The sequence below is a fragment of the Agrobacterium sp. 10T429 genome, assembly GCF_056393925.1.
This window is the reverse complement of the sequence record NZ_JBFTGV010000001.1, coordinates 179,288-199,709: the sequence shown is the minus strand read 5'-3', so window position 1 is coordinate 199,709 and position 20,422 is coordinate 179,288. Positions and strand designations below refer to the sequence as shown.

Below are 20,422 nucleotides of genomic sequence, written 5' to 3'. Positions count from 1 at the left end.
CGAGTTAGGAAAATGGGTGAGGGAGGAGAAAACAAGGGTTCGTTAGGGAAGAGGACGCTACGTCTTATCCCAGACCCGGCAACCAAAGAGGAGGCGGCATTCATGATTTTTCTTACCGCCACATTGCTCGGCGTAACCGCAGTTGCGTTGCGTTCGGTATTCAGCATCATTTTCATCTGCCTGATGGTTATCGGCGCCTATGGTGTCGCAATGGCGATTTCTGCAACCGCCGTGCCGCTGATGTCGCTGCTCCTGGCGCTTGCCGGTTATAATTTCGGCGTTGTGAGTGTGGTCATCGGCCTTCTCGTGCTGCAACGTCCGCGTTCCACCCAGCCGACGCTTTAAAGCACACGGCCTTGCGGCTTCGCCACTTCGCCCTGACCGAGGTTTACGGACTGGCTGTAGACCTTTCCATCTCTTTTCTGCTGATTTTTTATATCGGCATCGACCCGCTTGCCGCCCGTCTTCCGGGCGCTTTGGCAGGGCTTGCGACGAGTTGGAGGCTAAACCATTCGAATGGCGATGGCCCCAATGAGCTGAACGGCTTTCTGATGAACGCCGTCACGCTTATCTCCCGCATGGTTGGCGTCGGGCTGTTCGCCCTGCTGCAATGGCGCAATCCACTGGTGCAGCCGCTGGTCCCGCTCGCCTTTTCCGCACTCGCGGCACTGGTGCTGGCGCTTTACGGCTATAGGCGGCTTCAAAAGCAGCGTGCGGATCGGGATTAAACCGTCTCCCAACCGTCCTTTTCCGCCGCACGATAGATGGCATCGATGAAAAGCTGGTTCTTCCTCGAGCTTTCCAGGGTGACGACCTCGCCCTCACCTTTCACCGCGCGGGCAAAGGCCTCCGCCTCCAGCTTGTACTGGCGACTATCCTGAAACCGGAAGACTTGCGACTGGTTATGGCCCTGGTTGGTCAACTCGATTTCCTCCGCACCCCAGCGATTTGCATTGAAGGGAGATTTGATCTCGATGTACCCGTCCGTGCCATGGAAAACCATCAGCTGGCGGGCGGCAAGCTGGGTTGCCAGATAAAAGCTCAGTTCGAAGCCGCCGAAATCGGCCCTGACGCTGGAATAGATATCGGTGCCGAATTCCTTATCACGCTCGACGCTCGCCTGTACGCGCTTCGGCTCGGCACCCGTGGCAAAACGGGTGACGATGGTCGGGTAGACGCCGATATCCGGCAAGGCCCCGCCGCCCAGTTCGGGAATATTGCGCATATTGCCGGGATCGCGGTTGAAGTAGCTGAAAGCGCCCTGCACATGCTTCAGCGTTCCGATTGCACCTGATGCCAGCAATTCCTTCACCTTGACCCAAACAGGAGAATAGGTGACCATGAAAGCCTCCGACACGACAACGCCATTGTCGTCCCGCGCCGCGATGATGGCGTCGATCTCTTCAGCCTTGAGTGCGATCGGCTTTTCACACAGCACATGTTTGCCGGCATTGGCAGCTTTTATGGTCCATTCCACATGTTGCGAGGTGGGAAGCGGAATATAGACGGCATCGATCACATCGGACGCAAGCATTTCCTCATAGGAGCCGAAGGCATGCGGGACGGAAAAACGATCTGCAACCGCGCGCGCCTTGGCATGATCGCGGCTGGCGATGGCGCTCACCACACAGTTCCGCGCATCCTGTATCGCCGGAATGACGTGATCCTGAGCGATTTTCGCCGTTGAAATTATTCCGAAGCGCAGCATCTCATTCTCCCACTCTGTAATTCCGGGAAACTTACCATTGTCGCGACGCCTGGCAAGTCGCACGAAACGTAACTGCAAACGCTATGGCTGGATTCGTCCTTCCTTTGTCGGTTTCCATGCTTTTATCCAGCCTTTCAAAGGTGAATTATGCTATGCATGAACCCAATGGAGAATCATGAAATGTCCTCTTCTCACACAGCACTCCTTGTCATCGACGTTCAGGAATCCTTTCGGCACACCCCCTATTTCGAGGAAAGCGAACTTCCCGCCTATCTGGAAAAACAGCAGGCACTGATCGACGGCGCCAAGGCGTCGGGCATTCCAGTCGTGCAAATCTTTCATGTCGATGGCGACCGGGCCTTTGCAGAGGAGAGCGGCTATATTCGCGCGCTGGAAGGTGTGCGCATTACCCCTGACGTCACCTTTCGCAAGAACCGCCACTCTGCTTTCGCCGGCACCGGCCTCGATATCTGGCTGACGCAAAAGGGTATCAACCGGCTGATCGTATCCGGCATCCGCACCGAACAGTGCTGCGAAACGACCACACGGCATGCATCGGACCTCGGTTACACAGTCGATTACGTCACCGAGGCGACGCTTACCTTTCCAATGACGCACGCCTCGGGCACCGTGTTCAGCCCTGATGATATTCGCACCCGAACCGAGCTGGTGCTGGCCGGTCGCTTTGCGCGCATCGCAACCGTCGGCGACGTTCTCGAAACGGTACGAAAGGCCGCCTGATGGACAATGGCGGCACGCGGACCATTCCCTTTTATACGCTTGTGCCGCCACACGCGCTGTTGCTCGATATTGCCGGCCCGCTGGAGGTGATCCGTTATGCCAACGCGGAACAGCGGGACGTCCATTTCGACTGCCGTTACATCGCGGAACATGACCAGCAGCAATCCTCCATCGGCCTTGGGCTTTGCGGGCTGGAGGCCTTGCCCGAGAGCCTGCCGGACAATGCTTTCCTGCTGATTTCCGGCAGCATCTCCCGATTCGACAACGCGCCGGAGATGCGACGGGAGCGGCAGGCGCTGGTGGCATGGTTGCGCCGCGCGGTGCGCGCGGACACCACAGTCATTTCCATTTGCTCCGGCGCACTGCTGGCGGGCGAAGCAGGACTTTTCGACGGGCGGAGCTGTACGACACATGCGGATTGCATCGAAGCGCTGCGCCGCACCGCACCGCTGTCGCAGGTGGCCGAGAACCGTCTTTTCGTGGAGGATGGCAACCGCTTCTCCAGCGCCGGTATTTCCACCGGCACCGACCTCATGCTGCATGTCGTTTCCCGACTGACATCGCCTGCGGTCGCGGCGCGCATTGCCAAAAATATGGTCGTTTATCTCAGGCGCAGCGGCAATGATCCGCAAATCTCCCCCTGGCTTACCGGCCGCAACCACATTCACCCCGCCATTCACCGGGTGCAGGACCGGGTGATGACTGAGCCGGCTCAGGACTGGTCGCTGGAACGGCTGGCCGATATTGCCGCACTGAGCGAGAGGCACCTGTCCCGCCTGTTTCGCGAGCATACCGGCATCAGCGTCATCGACTACGTCAACCTGATGCGTGTCAATCTTGCCCGCGACATCCTTGCAAACAGCCGTCTGGATATGGAAGCCATTGCCGAGCGGGCGGGCTTTGCCTCCGCCCGGCATTTGCGGCGCGTGTGGCAACAGCACAATCACCTCCCGCCCAGCCACTATCGCGGCTTTCATGCCTGATCTCACCCGCTTTTGCCCGTTGCCTGATGAATGCCATCAAAGGAATTGAATGGTTATGCCGGCAAGCAGTTGATAACCTTGCCGCCAAAGACAGCAACAGGAGCATTCCCCGTGGAAAAACGAAGCCTTGGCCGCACCGGCCTCTCCATCGCCCCGATCGTCTTCGGCGGCAACGTGTTCGGCTGGACAGCGGACGAGAAGACTTCCTTTGCCCTGCTCGATTCATTTTTCGACGCCGGGTTCAACGCCATCGACACGGCAGACGTCTATTCCGCCTGGGTGGACGGGCATGAGGGCGGCGAGTCGGAAGCCATCATCGGAAAATGGCTGAAACAGTCGAGCGTCAAGCGTGAGGACGCGGTGATCGTTACCAAGGTCGGTTTCGACAATCGCGGTCAGAAGACAGGCCTCAGCGCCAAATGGATCGCAGAGGCTGTCGACGCCTCGCTGAAGCGGCTGCAAACCGACTATATCGATCTCTACCTCGCCCATAAGCCGGACGCGGATGTGCCGCTGGAGGAAACGCTTGCAGCCTTTGCAAAGCTGAAGGAACAGGGAAAGATACGCGCCATCGGCTGCTCCAACTATTCGGCGAGCCAGCTTCAGGAAGCGCTGGACACGGCCGCGAAGAACGATCTGCCCCGTTACGATGTGCTGCAGCCGGAATATAATCTCTACAACCGTGCGGATTTCGAAGGCCCGCTTGCCGATCTTTGCGTCGCCCAGGAAATTGGTGTCATCAATTATTATAGCCTCGCGGCCGGGTTCCTCACCGGGAAATATCGCGCCAAGGCGGATACCGAAGGCGTCGCCCGCAGCTACCGGGTGGGTGAATATGTCAACGCCCGCGGCCTTGCCGTTCTGGGCGCCATGGATGCGGTTGCCGTGGAAACCGGAGCCAAGCTTGCCGATATCGCGCTGGCGTGGCTATTGCGGAAGAAGGCCGTGACGGCACCGATTGCCAGCGCCACCAGCCTGTCGCAACTCGAAAGCTTCAAACGCGCCGTCAATCTCAAGCTGACGGATGAGATGATGACGCTGCTCGACAAGGCGGGCGCGTGACATGGATCTTGTAATTCGCGACGCGGAGCCGGAAGACCGGGCAGAATGGCTGCGCCTGTGGAACGACTATCTCGCCTTCTATAACGTACACCTTGCCGAGGAAGTTACGGACCATACATGGGCGCGTATCCTCGATCCGGCATCACGCGTTTCCATGCGCGTGGCTCTTCTGGGCGACAGGATGGCCGGTTTCGCCATCCATCACTTCCATGATTCCACCTGGGTGAAAACGCCCGACTGCTATCTGGAAGACCTGTTCGTTGACGGCGCGATCCGTGGCAAGGGAACAGGCCGGGCGCTGATGGATGACCTCATTGCCATATGCAAGGAAAAGGGCTGGTCCCGGCTTTACTGGAACACGGACGAGCACAATCACCGTGCCCAGAAGCTTTACGACAGCTACGTCAAAAGCGACGGCCATATCCGCTATCGCATCAAGTTCTGATTACCCTCTGAAGCGGAAGAAATCCACGAAAGCCCTTAGCGCCGGGCGCATCTGCCGGCGCGAGGGGTAATAGATATAAAAACCATCAAAGGGCGCGCACCAGTCCTCCAGCACCCGGACCAGCCTGCCTTCCTTGATGTCGTCTTCTACGCGCTGTTCGAAAACGAAAGCCAGACCCGCGCCGTCAATCGCCGCCCGGCGAATAAGGCTCTGGTCCGACAGGATGAGCGGCCCCTGCACATCGACCACCAAAGGTCTGCCGTCCTTTTCCAGCTCCCAGCGGTAGAGCAGACCGCTGGAGAAGCGACGGAGAATACAGCGATGCCGCATCAAATCCCTCGGCTCACGGGGCGGGGGATTTTCTTCGAAATAGGTGGGCGCGCCGACAATCGCGCCACGCCATGGGCCGCTCGCCTTCACGGCAATCATATCCGCTTCAAGATTCTCGCCGAGCCGCAGGCCGGCATCAAAACCTTTCGCGACAATATCCTCGAAGCGGTCATCGGTCGAAATCTCCAGCGAGATATCTGGATATAGCCGCAGGAACTCGCCAAGCCGGGGCATGATCAAGTCCTCCGCCGCAAGTCTCGGCAGGGTTATCCGCAACGGTCCGGCCGGCCTTCCGCCATGCTCGGCAAGCGTATCGATGACGGCATCGATTTCAGCAAGGGCCGGCCCAAGCGTCTCGAGAAGCCGCCTGCCCTCCTCTGTCGGCGAAACGCTGCGGGTGGTACGATGCAGCAGGCGCAGGCCAAGGCTCGCTTCGAGCGACGATACTGCATGGCTGACGGCGGAAGGCGCAATGGCAAGTTCGGCGGCAGCTTTACGAAAGCTGCGGCCCTCGGCAACGGCAGCGAGGACAGCGAGTTGAGAGAGTTGCACACGGTTCATTGTTCTAAATAATAGAACAACCCGCAACGATTTGCAGCGATTATTTTTGCCGTCTTAGGGCGCTATCTTCTCATCACGCCCCTGACAACGGGCGGTTCCTCATGGAAGGACGAACAGATGAAAAAAAGAACTCTCGGAAACAACCTTTCCGTTTCGGCGCTTGGCCTCGGCTGCATGGGCATGACCCATGCCTATAGCCCGACCGGCGACGAAAATAGTGCAATAGCGACGCTGCACCGCGCCGTCGAACTCGGTGTCACTTTTTTTGACACGGCAGAGGTCTATGGGCCCTACAACAACGAAATCCTCGTCGGCAAGGGTTTGAAGCCCTATCGCGACAAGGTGGTCATTGCTACCAAGTTCGGTTTCAAAATCGACGCCAGCAAACCCGCAGGCCAGATGATGGTGGGCACCGACAGCCGCCCGGAAAATGTGCGCGCCGTCGCCGAAGCCTCTCTCAAACGCCTAGGCGTCGACACCATCGACTTGTTCTATCAGCATCGCGTCGATCCGGATGTTCCAATCGAAGATACGGTCGGCGCCATGGCGGAACTGGTCCGGCAGGGCAAGGTGAAACATCTGGGCCTTTCGGAAGCGAGTGCCGAAACACTTCGCAAGGCGCATTCCACTCACCCGATCGCTGCCATACAGAGCGAATATTCGTTGTGGACCCGCGATGTGGAGGAAAACGGCGTGCTGGAAACCTGCCGGGAACTCGGTATCGGTTTCGTCCCCTTCAGCCCGCTCGGGCGCGGTGCCCTGACGGGCGCGCTGAAATCGCTCGACGGACTTGCATCCGACGATTTCCGCCGCGGCCTGCCGCGCTTCCAAAGTGAAAACTTCGATGCCAATCTGGCGCTCATCAAGCTTCTGGAAGATATGGCTGCCGAAAAGGGTGTTACCGCCGGGCAACTGGCGCTGGCCTGGGTTCTGGCGCAGGGTGACTTTATCGTTCCGATCCCCGGTACGACAAAAATCGCCAATCTTGAGAAAAACGTGGCGGCAGCGGATGTATCGCTGACGGCAGAAGAAGTCGCCAGCCTTGGCGCGTTGCTTTCTCCAGCAAAGGTTGCCGGCCAACGATATCCCGAGCGTATGTCCCAGATGGCGAACCGCTAAAAACAAAAAAGCCGAGGCGACTGCCTCGGCTTTTTCAATTCATAGAAACAGAGCTTTACGCTCTCAGCACGCCGCCCGTCGATTTCTCGACATTACCGACGATCTTTGCGGTCAGCGCCTCGAAATCCTCGTCCGTCAGCGTCTTGTCGACCGGCTGGATCTGAACTTCAATGGCGATGGACTTGCGGCTTTCGCCAAGCGATGCACCTTCGAAGACGTCAAACACATTGACGCCGGTGATCAGCTTGCGATCAGCGCTTGTTGCAGCCTTGATGATGGCGCCCGCCTCGACCGACTTGTCGACCACGAAGGCGAAGTCGCGCTTGACCGCCTGGAAGGGCGAAAGCTCAAGGGCCGGCTTTGTGCGGGTCGCCTTCTTCTTCGGCTCCGGCATGGCGTCGAGATAGATCTCGAAACCGCTATAGACACCGGAAACATCAAGCTCTGACAGAGTCTTCGGGTGGAATTCACCGAAATAGCCGAGCACGACCTTCGGACCCATCTTGATGGTGCCGGAGCGGCCAGGGTGATACCAGCCGGGAGCACCGGCCTCGATCTGCACATTGGCCATCGGCAGGCCACAGGCTTCGAGCACCGAAAGCGCATCGGCCTTGGCGTCATAGACATCCACCGGCTTGCCGCCGCCCTTTGTGGCATTGGACCACATGCGGCCGCTGCCTGCGAGCGAGGCCGTGCCACGGCGTACACCGCCGGCAACACGGCGCTGGGTGTCCGGCGTGTCACCCTCATAGGTGCCGGAGACCTCGAAGATTGCCACATCGCCGTGGCCCTTGTCGGCATTGCGCTGTGCTGCGGTCAGAAGGCCCGGCAGAAGCGAAGGACGCATATCCGACATATCGGCCGCGATGGGGTTGGCCAGTTTCAGAGCGGGCGAACCGCCACCGAAAAGCTTCGCGTGAGCTTCCGGGATGAAGGACCACGTGACGGCCTCCAGCATGCCACGGCTGGCAAGCGCACGGCGCGCGGTGCGGGTGCGCACCTGCAGCGTCGTCAAGATGCGGCCGTTGACGGCACCGAAGCTCTCCAGCGGTTCCGGCTTGATGTTGTCGACGCCATGAATGCGCATGACCTCTTCCACCAGATCGGCCTTGCCGTCGACATCCGGGCGCCAGGACGGCACGGTGACGGAAACACGCTCGCCCGTTCCCTCGATGCCGAAACCGAGACCCTTGAGAATGGCCAGGCTTTCTTCCGCCGAAACTTCTAGACCGGTCAGACGCTTCACTTCCGAGAGCGGAAAATCAACGACCTTGGGCTGATGCCCCTTGTAACCGACGACCTTGGCTTCGCCGGCAACGCCGCCGCAGAGTTCCAGAACCAGTTCGGTGGTGCGTTCCAGACCCGGAACCATATATTCCGGATCGACGCCGCGCTCGAAGCGATAACGCGCATCGGTAATGATGCCGAGCGAGCGACCGGTCTTGGCAATGTTAATCGGATCCCAGAGAGCGGATTCGATCAGCACATCGACCGTGTTTTCGTCGCAGCCGGAATGTTCGCCACCCATGACGCCACCGATCGACTCAAGGCCTTTTTCATCGGCGATGACGACATTGTTCGGGCCGAGCTTGTATTCACGCTGATCAAGCGCGAGGATCGTCTCACCCTCCTTCGCACGGCGGACCGTCAGATCGCCTTTGACCTTGGCGGCATCGAAGACGTGCATCGGCCGGCCCTGATCGAAGGTCATGTAGTTGGTGATGTCCACGAGCGCATTGATGGGACGCAGGCCGATCGCCATCAGACGCTGCTGCATCCACTTCGGGCTCGGGCCGTTCTTCACACCGCGCACGATGCGCAGCGAAAAGCCGGGGCAGAGCGCCGCGTCATCCAGCTCCAGCTTCACGTCGACCGGGGTTGAGCCTTCGACCTTGAAGGACGGCGCTGGCTTGGTCTTGAGCTTGCCGAGACCGGAAGCGGCGAGATCGCGGGCGATGCCATAGATCGAGGTGCAATCCGGCCGGTTTGGCGTCAGATTGATCTCGATGACCGGATCGTCAAGTCCGGCATAGGTCGCGAAAGAAGTGCCGACCGGCGCGTCTTCCGGCAGATCGATGATGCCGTCGTGATCGTCGGAAATGTTCAGCTCTTTTTCGGAGCACATCATGCCGTGGCTTTCGACACCGCGTATCTTGCCGACGGCAAGCGTGACATCGATGCCCGGCACGTAAACGCCAGGACGCGCCAGCGCACCGACAAGGCCGGCGCGCGCATTCGGTGCGCCGCAGACGATCTGCACCGGCTTGCCGTCACCGGCATCCACCATCAACACCTTGAGGCGGTCGGCCTCGGGATGTTTTTCGGCGGAGACGACCTTGGCAATGACGAAAGGCTTATAGGCCGCCTTGTCGTCGACGTCCTCGACCTCGAGCCCGATTGCCGTCAACCGTTCGCAAATCTCGTCCAGCGTCGCATCCGTTTCTAGATGCTCTTTCAGCCAGGAAAGAGTGAATTTCATGTCTTTGCTCCTTGGCTAACCGGATTAAACGCTCAAACCGCCGAACAGCGTCGGCATGTCGAGCGGGCGGAAGCCGTAGTGGTTCATCCAGCGGACATCGGCGTTGAAGAAATCACGCAGGTCCGGCATGCCGTATTTCAGCATGGCGATGCGGTCGAGGCCCATGCCCCAGGCAAAGCCCTGATATTCATCCGGGTCCAGACCGCCGGCGCGCAGCACATTGGGGTGCACCATGCCGCAGCCAAGGATTTCCATCCAGTCGTTGCCTTCGCCGAACTTGACGATCGGGCCGGAGCGGTCGCACTGAATATCCACCTCGAAGCTCGGCTCCGTGAAGGGGAAGAACGACGGACGGAAGCGCATGACAACGCTATCCACCTCAAAGAAGGTCTTGCAGAACTCTTCAAGTACCCAGCGCAGATTGCCAACATGCGCCTTCTTGTCGATCACCAGACCTTCGACCTGATGGAACATCGGCGAATGGGTGGCATCGGAATCCTGACGATAGGTCTTGCCCGGAATGACGATGCGGATCGGCGGCTTCTGGCTTTCCATGGTGCGGATCTGCACCGGCGAGGTGTGCGTGCGCAGCACCTTGCGCTCGCCGTTTTCATCCGGCTGGAAGAAGAAGGTGTCATGCATTTCGCGGGCCGGATGGCCTTCAGGGAAATTCAGCGCCGTGAAGTTGTAATAGTCCGTTTCGATATCCGGACCTTCGGCGATCGAGAAGCCCATATCCGCAAAGATCGCGGTGATTTCATCGACGATCTGGCTGATCGGATGAATGCGGCCGCGCTCGGTCGGAGACTGGCGGACCGGCAGGCTGACATCTAGCGTTTCCGCCTTCAGGCGGGCGGCAATCGCGGCATCTTTCAGGCCACTCTTGCGTTCACCGATCAGGTCGGTGATTTCAGTCTTGAGCTGGTTGATGGCAGCGCCTCGGGTCTGGCGCTCTTCCGGCGTCATCGACCCCAGCGTCTTCAGAAGCTCCGAAACCGAGCCCTTCTTGCCAAGCGCGGAGACGCGCACGGCTTCGATAGCCGGCTCATCGGCGGCGGCGGCGATCTCCGACATCAGTTGCGATTTCAAGGTATCAAGTTCAGTCATCTTTTCCTGCCTTGCCGGTATTTTTAACAGCGGCTTCGGGGTTCACAGCATTCATCAGATAGTCGGTCGCCATGATAAAGCGTCGCAGATCACTACCCATCCGCACGCGCCCGATCAACCGGGCAAGCGGTAAAAATCGCCCCAGAATGCCGATCAGACGGCACAATTCTTCAAGCGCCCGCGGCGGGGCGTTTTCACGCCAGCGGGCAAAGGCGGCGTCGCAGGTTTTCGGCGCATCGCAGGCGCGGGTTGCAACCTGCAAAAACAGCAGCCAGATATCGCGCGCCTGCGCCGTCTCCAGCGGCATGACCTCCTGCGGGCGCTCCTCGAAATCCATGAAACCGATACGGTCGTCTTTTAAAAAGAAGTCACGCACATGCGGGCGGCCGTGGCAGAGGCCCGCCGCATGCAGCTCGCCAAGCGCTTCTGCGGATTTCACAAGCAAGGCGTCATGTTGCACCGGATCGGACTCCTTTAGCGCATCCATCCGCTCCATGAGCGTCGGGCCGACATCTCCCAACACCATTGCTGTGCGCGACGAGTAGATCAGCGGCGGAACCGGGAAACCGCCTTGCTGGAACTGCTGCAACGTTTCCAACTCTCGCTGCATGAGGCCGGCGCCGTCCAGCGGTTCAGAAGGGCGAAGAAAAGCATAAGGCAGAAGTTTTGACAGCAGCTTCTGCATTTTCATCCACCAGGTCACACGTTCCGTGCCCTGCCGTTTGATCCACACCGTCAATTGCGAGAGCTCGACCTTTTGAATGCGCCGGTCACTTTTCAAGAGGACGCGCATCAGGGTTGCGATGTCGTCATCGTCGAGATGAACGCGAAAGCCCTCTGCTTCCACAACCTGAATTTTATTGACCAGCATTTCCGTCCACCAAGGATTTCGCTTCAAACGGCGTGAATACTCCAACTATTATAAATTTCTAAATTAAAAAACGCCGATAGAGCTGTATCAGAAACTGAGAACGAAAAACCCGCGCCGGAGGACCGGCGCGGGTTTCAAATGAACAACAGATTGTCCGCGCCGTAATTACTTTACAGCGGTTTCAAACTCGTTGGTCGTACCAGCTTCCTTGAGGTACTCAAGAGCCTTCTTCGCGGTCTCGACGAGCACGCCGAATGCTGCCGGCTCATGGATAGCCATGTCGGACAGAACCTTGCGGTCAACTTCGATGCCAGCCTTGTTCAGGCCGTCGATGAAGCGGCCGTAGGTCAGGCCGAATTCGCGAACAGCAGCGTTGATACGCTGGATCCACAGAGCGCGGAAGTTGCGCTTGTTGACCTTGCGGTCGCGGTAAGCGTACTGCTTGGAACGATCCACAGCAGCCTTTGCTGCGCGGATGGTGTTCTTGCGGCGGCCGTAGAAGCCCTTGGCTGCCTTGAGTGTCTTGGTGTGCTTGGCGCGGGAAGTTACGCCACGTTTTACGCGTGCCATGTCATGATCTCCTTAAAGTGTCCAAAAGTGCGGAAAAGTCTCAGAGACCGTTCGGCAGGTAGTTCTTGACGACTTTTTTGCCGTCAGCTTCGGCGAGAACCATGGTTCCACGCGCGTCGCGAATGAACTTGTTGGTACGCTTGATCATGCCGTGGCGCTTACCGGCGGCGGCTGCAACAACCTTGCCGGTGGCGGTGATCTTGAACCGCTTTTTTGCAGCGGACTTCGTCTTCATCTTGGGCATTTTGCTACTCCGTGTTTTTGTATCGAAACAGGCAGACGAGGCCTATTTCAAGCTATTCAGGAACGGCCTCGGCATGCCCTGCCGGACCGTTCGGACGCGCGCTTATAACCGCAGTCGGTTAAAAGCGCAACGGGGAATACGAACTTCCCCTTGCGGTGGTGCTTCATGCCGCCCGGGCGGCGTGCGCGAAAGAGTTATTTCGGCGCGAGAACCATCATCATCTGACGGCCTTCCAGCTTCGGCTCGGCTTCAACCTTGGCAATCGCCTGGGTATCTTCCTTCACCTGGAGGAGAAGCTTCATGCCGAGTTCCTGGTGGGCCATTTCGCGGCCGCGGAACTTCAGCGTCACCTTCACCTTGTCACCTTCGTCAAAGAAACGGTTCATCGCCTTCATCTTCACGTCATAGTCATGCGTGTCGATGTTGGGGCGCATCTTGATTTCCTTGACCTCGACGATCTTCTGTTTCTTGCGCGCTTCAGCGGCTTTTTTCTGGGTCGAGTATTTAAGCTTGCCGAGATCGAGGATCTTGCATACCGGCGGTTCAGCGTTCGGCGAAATCTCAACGAGATCGAGACCGGCATCCTCCGCCATTTTCAAAGCCTGGTCCGTCGGCATGCTACCGAGGTTCTGGCCCTCTTCATCAATAAGCTGAACTCTGGGAACCCGGATTTCCCGGTTGGAGCGCGGGCCCTCCTTGACGGGGGCATCGGCTTTGAAAGGTCTGCGAATGGTCGTATTCTCCTGATCTGTTTCTGGATCACATCGGCAAAAAACAGCTTGTTTGGTACAAGCGGCGGAAATGTCGTTATTGCCGTGGCGAAGTCAATAGCATATCTGCCCGAAAAGATCACCTGTTGTCACGGTTTTTGCAAATACGCCGCCTTTGTTGCGCGAAATTCAGGAGAATTGCATATACATGACTGAACAAGCCGCTGAATTCCTGCGTGTAGGCATGGGCGACGACGCCCGCGACATCGCCGTCCTTCATCGCCCGGCAACTTCACGAGAAGATGCATCCACGCTCGTCTGGCTCGGCGGTTACCGTTCCGACATGACGGGAACCAAGGCGGTGGAACTCGACCGCTTTGCGGCGGAAAACGGCATTGCGTGCCTGCGGCTCGATTATTCCGGGCACGGCGCTTCCGGCGGTGACTTCAAAAAGGGCACGATTTCAAGATGGCTGGAAGAGGCACTTGCCGTCGTGCGCGAAAAGGCGCCATCGCGCGTCGTCCTTATCGGTTCGTCGATGGGTGGATGGATCGCGCTGCGCATGGTCGAGGAACTGCGCAAGGCTGGCGGCACGCCGTCCGTCGCTGGTCTGGTCCTCATTGCGCCAGCCCCCGATTTCACGGCGGACCTGATAGAGCCGAGCCTCACGGATGCGGAAAAACGGTCGCTTGAAGACAAGGGTTATTTCGAGGAACATTCGGAATACAGCGCCGAGCCGAATATCTTTACGCGCGCGCTGATGGAAGACGGGCAGCAGAACCGCGTCCTCACCGGCATCATCACCACGGGCTGCCCGGTTCACATCCTGCAGGGAATGCGCGATCCCGATGTTCCCTATCAGCATGCGCTGAAGCTCCTCGAACATCTTCCTGCTGACGACGTCGTCTTGACGCTGATCCGCGATGGCGACCACCGGCTGTCCCGGCCGCAGGATATCGACAGGATGCTGGCTGCCGTCAAAGCCCTTGCAACATAGGCATTTGCGCAACGATCTTAACCATATTTAACGAGTCTTGCGCGCCGCCGATGGCTAGTGATTGACTCCTGCCCCCCAACCCTCTTAACTTTTCGTTAAGAATTAAGGGACGGGTTTCATGATGAACGCACCGCTGGCGCGTGCGCTGCTGTTTGCAGTTGCCGCCGGGCTATTGACTGCTGCATCCGCCGTGGCGGAAACCAAGGGAAGCCCTTCCATGGTGACGGGCGGGATCACATCCCAGCCGATCGGCCATTATGAGTTCTGTCAGAAATACGCGAGCGAGTGCGACATTCGAAGCAAGCTGACGCCGCCACCACGCGTCACCGAGTATGGCTGGGGTGTGGTTCGCGAGATCAACACATCCGTCAACACCTCGATCGTCGCCATGACCGACATGGAAATCTATGGCAAGGAAGAAGTCTGGGAATATCCCACGACCGCTGGCGATTGTGAGGACTTCGTGCTGCTGAAGCGCAAGAAGCTGATCGAGCGTGGGTTTTCCGTTGCTGACCTACTGATCACCGTCGTGCGCAAGCCTGATGGCGAGGGCCATGCCGTGCTGACGCTCCGCACCACCGATGGCGATTACATTCTCGACAATCTCACAGACGACGTGAAGCTCTGGACCGACACCAACTACACTTATCTGAAGCGGCAGGCGTCATTCAATTCGGGCCGCTGGGTTTCCATCGAGGATGGGCGCGACGTTCTGGTCGGCGCATTGCGCTGATCGACAGATATTATAGGCTCAATGCAGAAAGCCCGCAGCAAACGCTGCGGGCTTTCTTATTCACTAGGCGTTGCCGATGATGATACCGGCGGCCAGCACCAGCGAACCGCCGAGCACTACCTGAAACACTGCCCGCAGGAACGGCGTTTCCATGAAGCGGTTCTGAATAAAGGCGATGGCCCAGAGTTCCACGAAGACGACGACCGCGGCGATGGCCGTTGCTGTCCAGAAATGCGGAATGAGATAGGGCAGCGCATGGCCAAGGCCACCAACGGCCGTCATGATGCCTGAGGCGAGACCGCGCTTTACCGGAGAGCCACGACCGGAAAGCTTGCCATCATCATGGGCCGCCTCGGTGAAGCCCATGGAAATACCCGCGCCAACGGAGGCCGAAAGGCCGATCAGGAAGGTTTGCCACGTATCCTGCGTGGCGAAGGCGGCTGCGAAGATCGGCGCCAGCGTCGATACGGAACCATCCATCAGTCCCGCAAGACCCGGCTGCACGAAGGTCAGAAGAAATTGCCGCTTTGCGGTTTCCGCCTCTTCTGTCTTGCCGTTTTCGTCGAGATGTTTCTCTTCCAGCATCTGCGCGATGTCTTCGTGACCACGCTCCGCCTCGGCCAGATCGCCGAGCAGCTTGCGGGTCGAGGCATCGCTGGTTCGCTTGACAGCCTCATCGTAAAAACGGATCGCCTGGGCCTCCATCAATTCCGCCTGCGCACGAATTTTGTCGAGCGACAGGTTCTTCACCAGCCAGTCCGGCGTGCGCTCGTAAAAGCCACGCACATGCTCACGGCGGATCAGGGGGATCGTTTCCCCAAATCGCCTGCGGTGCATGTCGATCAGCACGTTTCGATGCTGCTGCTCCACCTCGGCCATATCATCGAAGATTTTTGCGGATTGCGGATATTGCGCGCGCAGATGATCGGCATAGGAGCGGTAGATGCGGGAATCGTCTTCTTCGGACGAGATAGCAAGTGCGAGGATTTCCTGTTCGCCAAGCGAGGAGAACGGGCGTTTGGACAGGGAAAAAAGACTGCGGAACATGGCTGGAACCTCTTTAGAATAATTCTAAATACATCCTGATCACATCACAATCAAGCCTTTTAGAATTATTCTAATATGCCAAAGGGTCGCATTGCGGAGTGTCGAAGAGCCACGTAGGTTCTGCCGCAAAGGAAGCACAATGCAGGACCAGACCGCGGCAAAGGCCGCCCACAACGCGGAAATTCAGAACAGGGCGGAAAAGGCCATGGCGGCTATCGGCATCGACGCCGGTTTCGTCGACCTGCTGGTCGAGACATTTTACGGCCGCGTTCTAGAACATCCCACGCTGGGCCCTGTCTTCGATGCGCGGCTTTCCGGGCGCTGGCCGGAGCATATGGCCAGGATGAAACAGTTCTGGGCCGCCGTCGCCTTCAAGAATGGCGGCTACGGCGGCAAGCCGGTGCAGGCGCATCTTGGCGTAAAAGGCATGTCGGCGGAACTGTTCCCGCAATGGCTGGCGCTTTTTTCGGCTACCCTTGACGATATCGCGCCGAGCCCACAAGCCCATAGCTGGTTCATGGAAACTGCGGAACGCATCGCAAAAAGCCTGACGCTTTCGCTGTTTTATAATCCTGCAATGGATGATCCGGCGTTAAAACGCATGCATCCTTAGCCCCATCCGGGCGATGATAGCAGGCCCGGCAAGTTCAAATATTCCCCTTGATGGCCGCGAGGATAAATGTTTAGTAGCCGGTGGGAGGCGTACCGTACGGTTCGCCTGTAATATGCAGACATATCAGGGCTTATCGACATGGATCGCAGATCATTTATTCGCAAGGCGGGCGCTGTTGGTGCCGGTGTTACCGCAACCGTGCTGGCCGCTCCGGCCATTGCGCAGGAAAACCCCAAAATCACCTGGCGCATGACGTCGTCATTCACCAAGGGCCTCGACATTCTATTCGGTGCCGGCCAGATCGTCGCCGATCATGTCAAGGAAGCATCCGGCGGCAACTTCGTCATCCAGCATTTCGCCGGTGGCGAAATCGTGCCGGCGCTGCAGGCAGCGGATGCGGTGACGGCCGGAACCGTCGAAATGGCGCATACCTGCTCATACTATTATGTCGGCAAGGACCCGACCTTCGCGCTCGGGACCTCGGTTCCCTTCGGTCTCAATGCACGCCAGACGAATGCATGGTTCAACCAGGCGGGCGGCAACGAGTTGCTCAATGAGTTTCTTGCCCAGCACAATATCTACTCGATCCTGCTCGGCAATACCGGCGCCCAGATGGGCGGCTGGTTCCGCAAGGAAATCAACACCATCGATGACCTGAAGGGCTTGAAAATGCGCATTGCCGGCCTGACCGGCCAGGTGATGCAGAAGGTTGGCGTGACACCGCAGCAGATCGCCGGCGGCGATGTTTACGCCGCTCTCGAAAAGGGCACCATCGATGCAACCGAATTTGTCGGTCCCTATGACGACCAGAAGCTCGGCTTCTACAAGGTTGCGAAATATTACTACTACCCCGCATGGTGGGAAGGTGGCCCAGCCGTTCATGCTTTCGTGAACCTGCAGAAGTTCAACGAGTTGCCGGAGAACTACAAGCGTATTCTGAAAGACGCCTGCGCCGCCGGCAGCGCCAGCATGCTGGAGCGTTATGACGCGCGCAATCCGAAGGCTCTGAAGGAACTCGTGGCGCAGGGCGCCATCTTGCGGCCGTTCAGCCAGGAAATCCTCGACGTCTGCCACAAGGCGGCTCAGGACACCTATGCGAAGATTTCGGCCAAGAACGAAAGCTTCAAGAAGATCTACGATAGCCAGCAGGCGTTCAAGAAGGACGCCTATCTCTGGGCACAGATCGCCGAATATACCTATGACACCTATATGATGATCCAGCAGCGCAACGGCACGCTCTGATCCTCATTTCAGTATCTTCAAACGGCCATCCGGCATCTGCCGGGTGGCCGTTTTTGTATTCGATACCAGCTTCCACACCTCGCGTTCACGCCAGTCCACCGGGCTCATGCCGGTGACGCGGCGAAATTCCCGGTTGAAGTTGGATTTGGTCTGAAAGCCGGAAGACAGCATGATCGCAGTGACCGACTGATCCGTCTCCTCCAGCAGCCGGCAGGCTTCGCGGATGCGCAGCTGGTTGACATATTGCGAGACGTTAACGCCGAGCGAGCGATTGATCGCGCCCGAGATTTGCCGGCTCGGCAGACCGAGACGTTTTGCGAGCCGTGACAGGTTTAGGTTCTCATCGCGGTAGAGCGTGTGGGTCTCCATCAAGCGATCAAGCCTTTCGACAACATCCCTGTCCTGTTGTGAAGGCGCCGGTGACGACAACTCCGCAGCAGGCTGGGCAGCCGTTTGCGGCGCTTTGCTTTTGCCGGCAAGTGCAGCCATGAGACCGATCAGCAGAAGCCCGAGAAGATTGGCATTGCTGACAAGTGCGGCAACATTTTCTCCATGCGCCCACTCGAAATCGAAAAACACCAGAAGATCGAAGAACGCGGAAACGCAGAGAGCGACCGCGGCGACAATAAGCGCCTTGTGTGCAGATGCGACGCTGGCAAATTGTGCCTCGTCCAGCCCATCCGGCCCTTTTCTTGCCAAGAGAAGCAAGGCAATGGCGTGCCCGACAAAAATCACGATCAGCGCAAAATCGATCGCAACGGGAAGGACGAACTCCAGAAAGACGACGAAGAAAGGTGAGAGCAGAAGACTGGCAAACATCGCCCTCTTGCTTTCAACTCCAACGCCCATCAGTCCGCGAAAGGCGATGTAGACGAGAGGCGGCAGGCAGGCAGCCAGAACAGGCAAAACATAACGCGCTTCGCTCACACCATATCCCCAGCGCAAGCCGACAAGAACGGACTGCACGGCGCAAAGCGCGATGAGCGCCAGAAACGCCCGGTTGGTTCGCATATCCTCTGCGCCTCGAAAGAAGACGATGAACATGACGACCAGCAGAAGTGCGACGACAAAAGGCAATGGAATGAAAAGCACGGATAACGATCCCGAAGCGATGAATTACCACCCATTCATGGACCAGATCGCGTTTCGGCACGACCTTTAACGCGATCAAGGACGCATTTATTCACCCTAGAAGAAAAACGGGAGCATCCACCTTGTCAAACGGAGAGGCTCTCATGACACTGAAAAACACCCTTGTCGCACTTCTGATGTGCGCGGCTTTTTCCCCGCAGGCATTTGCCGCAGAGGATGTCGGGCTTACCAGCATCCCAGTTTCTTCCAAGGCTCGCGACACAAACCTTGACGTTACGATCTGGTATCCGGCCAAAGGCGGAGACGGCACACCGGCGCTTTCCTCCGAGAACCGTATCTTTCAGGGATGAGCGGTTCGGAAGGACGCGACCATCAAAGACGGCCATTTCCCCCTCGTGTTGATTTCGCACGGGTCCGGCTCGCGCGCTGAAGGCATGGCCTGGATCGCCGCGAAACTCGCCAGCGAAGGTTTCATCGTCGCCGGAACCAATCATCCCGGCACGACCAGTGGTGACTCGACGCCTGCCGATACGCCGAAAATCTGGGAACGGACGAACGATCTATCCACAATCGTCACGGCCTTGACGACGGACGGCACGTGGTCGGGTGCAATCGATGCGCAACGCATCGGTGTTCTCGGCTTTTCGCTGGGCGGTAGCGCAGCGATGGAGATTGCAGGTGCACGCGCCGATCTTGACGCCTATGTGCGCTATTGTGAAGAGAATGCAGCAATGATGGATTGCCAGTGGTTTGCCGGCGGCCGGGCCTATGTCAATAACGAGCCGGTCAGCGTACCGAAGCTCGATCTCAGAACCATCGACAAGGCCCGTTTCGAGCAGCAGAACCGCGATCCACGCATCCGTTCCGCCGTGTTGGTCGATCCGGGTCTGGCACTGGCTTTCCAGCCGGACAGCCTGAGACAAATCGATATTCCGCTGACCTTCATCAATCTTGGCAGCGAAGGTAAAATACCGCCCGCTGTCCTTGCCGACGAGCTTGCAGCACAAGTGCCTGCCTCTACTTACCGACAGGTCGACGAGGCCAACCATTTTAGCTTCCTGCCCCTTTGCAAGCCGGATGCCGATGCGTTTCTCAAATCCGTTGGCGAGCGCGATCCGATCTGCGAACCGGCCGGGCCCCGCGACCGTAAGGATATTCATGCACAGCTGGAAACGATGATCGTCAACGCCTTCAACCGCACGCTGAAGCCGGGTCAATAACCAGAAGAACCTAGCCGATCCTTTTGTAAAACAGGGTCGTGCCGCAATAACGCCCGTCAGGAAAAAGCGCATAGTCGGGGATGACGCCGACGCGTTCCCAACCAAGACGGGGATAAATTGCCTCCGCATCGCTACCCGTGGCCGTATCCAGCACCAAAAGGGTACGGCCACGTTTTGTCGCTTCCTGCTCCACCTTTTCCATGAGCTTCCGTGCAAGTCCCAGCCCGCGTGCCGACCGATGCACAAGAAGCTTCATCAGATCACCGCGATGTGGCTGGTTGGGCTTGGAGGCCAGACCGACCTGCACCGTGCCCACCACTTTATCGTTTACTTCCGCCACCACATGAATGGTGCCGCCTGCTTCCACGGCATCGGCTACCTCCCGCCAGAACGGCTCGGCATCTTTTGGGGAGAAAGGCAGCATGAAACCGACAGACGCGCCGCCATTAACGCAGTCGGCGATAACGTCACAAAGTTCGGGCAAGGCATTGATCGTCTCTGCCCGGTTCAATACGCGGATGGTGGCCATTAATAACTCCTGTCGGGGA

At 58.2% G+C, this 20,422-nt stretch carries 22 protein-coding genes and 1 pseudogene; 12 read left to right on the top strand and 11 right to left on the bottom strand.

Annotation, left to right across the window (positions count from 1 at the left end; all coding sequences use genetic code 11):
• The first annotated feature begins 102 nt into the window (after positions 1 to 102).
• Both AC1DCP_RS00980 and AC1DCP_RS00975 read left to right on the top strand, forming a co-directional pair.
• A complete protein-coding gene (locus AC1DCP_RS00980) occupies positions 103 to 345 on the top strand; it encodes a hypothetical protein (protein ID WP_003514644.1) in 243 nt (80 codons plus the stop codon).
• 11 nt (positions 346 to 356) lie between these two features.
• Entirely contained in the window at positions 357 to 728 is a 372-nt protein-coding gene (locus AC1DCP_RS00975) for a hypothetical protein (RefSeq protein ID WP_065688403.1), read from the top strand.
• Here the strand turns inward: AC1DCP_RS00975 and AC1DCP_RS00970 are convergent.
• The gene (locus AC1DCP_RS00970) at positions 725 to 1,708 is read right to left on the bottom strand and encodes a Gfo/Idh/MocA family protein (RefSeq protein WP_065688404.1); all 984 of its coding nucleotides are present in this window, start codon (positions 1,706 to 1,708) and stop codon (positions 725 to 727) included. The two genes, AC1DCP_RS00975 and AC1DCP_RS00970, sit on opposite strands and share 4 nt — an antisense overlap.
• 180 nt (positions 1,709 to 1,888) lie before the next feature.
• Between AC1DCP_RS00970 and AC1DCP_RS00965 the strand changes: the two genes are divergently transcribed.
• From AC1DCP_RS00965 to AC1DCP_RS00950, 4 genes are all read left to right on the top strand, one after another.
• Complete coding sequence (locus AC1DCP_RS00965) at positions 1,889 to 2,449, top strand: isochorismatase family protein (protein WP_025592191.1); 561 nt, start codon at positions 1,889 to 1,891, stop codon at positions 2,447 to 2,449.
• Positions 2,449 to 3,432, top strand: a complete 984-nt coding sequence (locus tag AC1DCP_RS00960; protein WP_065688405.1) for a GlxA family transcriptional regulator — start codon at positions 2,449 to 2,451, stop codon at positions 3,430 to 3,432. The genes AC1DCP_RS00965 and AC1DCP_RS00960 overlap by 1 nt, the downstream gene beginning before the upstream one ends.
• A gap of 111 nt (positions 3,433 to 3,543) precedes the next feature.
• Complete coding sequence (locus AC1DCP_RS00955; RefSeq protein WP_003514634.1) at positions 3,544 to 4,494, top strand: aldo/keto reductase; 951 nt, start codon at positions 3,544 to 3,546, stop codon at positions 4,492 to 4,494.
• Position 4,495: 1 nt separating this feature from the next.
• Positions 4,496 to 4,939 carry a GNAT family N-acetyltransferase gene (locus tag AC1DCP_RS00950; protein ID WP_003514632.1) on the top strand — a complete coding sequence of 148 codons (444 nt, stop codon included), beginning with the start codon at positions 4,496 to 4,498 and terminating at the stop codon, positions 4,937 to 4,939.
• On the opposite strand, the gene AC1DCP_RS00945 is transcribed toward AC1DCP_RS00950, so the two are convergent.
• Positions 4,940 to 5,830: a LysR family transcriptional regulator gene (locus AC1DCP_RS00945; protein WP_065659798.1), complete on the bottom strand. Its 891-nt coding sequence runs from the start codon at positions 5,828 to 5,830 to the stop codon at positions 4,940 to 4,942.
• A 117-nt stretch (positions 5,831 to 5,947) separates the two neighbouring features.
• Between AC1DCP_RS00945 and AC1DCP_RS00940 the strand changes: the two genes are divergently transcribed.
• Positions 5,948 to 6,949 carry an aldo/keto reductase gene (locus AC1DCP_RS00940; RefSeq protein ID WP_025592182.1) on the top strand — a complete coding sequence of 334 codons (1,002 nt, stop codon included), beginning with the start codon at positions 5,948 to 5,950 and terminating at the stop codon, positions 6,947 to 6,949.
• A 55-nt stretch (positions 6,950 to 7,004) separates the two neighbouring features.
• On the opposite strand, the gene pheT is transcribed toward AC1DCP_RS00940, so the two are convergent.
• From pheT to infC, 6 genes are all read right to left on the bottom strand, one after another.
• Positions 7,005 to 9,428, bottom strand: coding sequence for a phenylalanine--tRNA ligase subunit beta (gene pheT / locus AC1DCP_RS00935; RefSeq protein ID WP_003514627.1), 2,424 nt, complete (start codon positions 9,426 to 9,428; stop codon positions 7,005 to 7,007).
• Positions 9,429 to 9,452: 24 nt separating this feature from the next.
• Positions 9,453 to 10,535 (bottom strand): phenylalanine--tRNA ligase subunit alpha, encoded by a 1,083-nt coding sequence (gene pheS / locus AC1DCP_RS00930; protein WP_003514626.1) that lies wholly within the window; start codon positions 10,533 to 10,535, stop codon positions 9,453 to 9,455.
• Entirely contained in the window at positions 10,528 to 11,406 is an 879-nt protein-coding gene (locus AC1DCP_RS00925; RefSeq protein WP_065688406.1) for a lipopolysaccharide kinase InaA family protein, read from the bottom strand. The genes pheS and AC1DCP_RS00925 overlap by 8 nt, the downstream gene beginning before the upstream one ends.
• 165 nt (positions 11,407 to 11,571) lie before the next feature.
• Complete coding sequence (gene rplT, locus AC1DCP_RS00920) at positions 11,572 to 11,976, bottom strand: 50S ribosomal protein L20 (RefSeq protein WP_003514622.1); 405 nt, start codon at positions 11,974 to 11,976, stop codon at positions 11,572 to 11,574.
• Positions 11,977 to 12,016: 40 nt separating this feature from the next.
• On the bottom strand, positions 12,017 to 12,220 hold the full coding sequence (rpmI, locus tag AC1DCP_RS00915; RefSeq protein ID WP_003493355.1) for a 50S ribosomal protein L35: 204 nt from the start codon (positions 12,218 to 12,220) through the stop codon (positions 12,017 to 12,019).
• A 194-nt stretch (positions 12,221 to 12,414) separates the two neighbouring features.
• The gene (infC, locus tag AC1DCP_RS00910) at positions 12,415 to 12,951 is read right to left on the bottom strand and encodes a translation initiation factor IF-3 (RefSeq protein ID WP_060641871.1); all 537 of its coding nucleotides are present in this window, start codon (positions 12,949 to 12,951) and stop codon (positions 12,415 to 12,417) included.
• Positions 12,952 to 13,138: 187 nt separating this feature from the next.
• Between infC and AC1DCP_RS00905 the strand changes: the two genes are divergently transcribed.
• Positions 13,139 to 13,927 (top strand): alpha/beta hydrolase, encoded by a 789-nt coding sequence (locus AC1DCP_RS00905; protein ID WP_065688407.1) that lies wholly within the window; start codon positions 13,139 to 13,141, stop codon positions 13,925 to 13,927.
• A 118-nt stretch (positions 13,928 to 14,045) separates the two neighbouring features.
• Positions 14,046 to 14,660: a transglutaminase-like cysteine peptidase gene (locus tag AC1DCP_RS00900; protein WP_065688408.1), complete on the top strand. Its 615-nt coding sequence runs from the start codon at positions 14,046 to 14,048 to the stop codon at positions 14,658 to 14,660.
• Between the two features lie 63 nt (positions 14,661 to 14,723).
• Here AC1DCP_RS00900 and mbfA read toward each other — a convergent pair whose 3' ends face one another.
• Positions 14,724 to 15,707, bottom strand: coding sequence for an iron exporter MbfA (mbfA, locus tag AC1DCP_RS00895; protein ID WP_003514615.1), 984 nt, complete (start codon positions 15,705 to 15,707; stop codon positions 14,724 to 14,726).
• A gap of 139 nt (positions 15,708 to 15,846) precedes the next feature.
• Here mbfA and AC1DCP_RS00890 point away from each other — a divergent pair, with 139 nt between their 5' ends.
• Both AC1DCP_RS00890 and AC1DCP_RS00885 read left to right on the top strand, forming a co-directional pair.
• A complete protein-coding gene (locus tag AC1DCP_RS00890; protein WP_065688409.1) occupies positions 15,847 to 16,320 on the top strand; it encodes a group III truncated hemoglobin in 474 nt (157 codons plus the stop codon).
• Between the two features lie 138 nt (positions 16,321 to 16,458).
• On the top strand, positions 16,459 to 17,562 hold the full coding sequence (locus tag AC1DCP_RS00885) for a TRAP transporter substrate-binding protein (RefSeq protein WP_476774111.1): 1,104 nt from the start codon (positions 16,459 to 16,461) through the stop codon (positions 17,560 to 17,562).
• Between the two features lie 3 nt (positions 17,563 to 17,565).
• Here AC1DCP_RS00885 and AC1DCP_RS00880 read toward each other — a convergent pair whose 3' ends face one another.
• Entirely contained in the window at positions 17,566 to 18,654 is a 1,089-nt protein-coding gene (locus tag AC1DCP_RS00880; protein WP_065688410.1) for a helix-turn-helix transcriptional regulator, read from the bottom strand.
• A 143-nt stretch (positions 18,655 to 18,797) separates the two neighbouring features.
• On the opposite strand from AC1DCP_RS00880, the pseudogene AC1DCP_RS00875 reads away from it, so the two are divergent.
• Positions 18,798 to 19,874: pseudogene (locus AC1DCP_RS00875) on the top strand (alpha/beta hydrolase family protein).
• Positions 19,875 to 19,884: 10 nt separating this feature from the next.
• Here the strand turns inward: AC1DCP_RS00875 and AC1DCP_RS00870 are convergent.
• Positions 19,885 to 20,403 (bottom strand): GNAT family N-acetyltransferase, encoded by a 519-nt coding sequence (locus tag AC1DCP_RS00870; RefSeq protein WP_065659789.1) that lies wholly within the window; start codon positions 20,401 to 20,403, stop codon positions 19,885 to 19,887.
• Between the last annotated feature and the right edge of the window lie 19 nt (positions 20,404 to 20,422).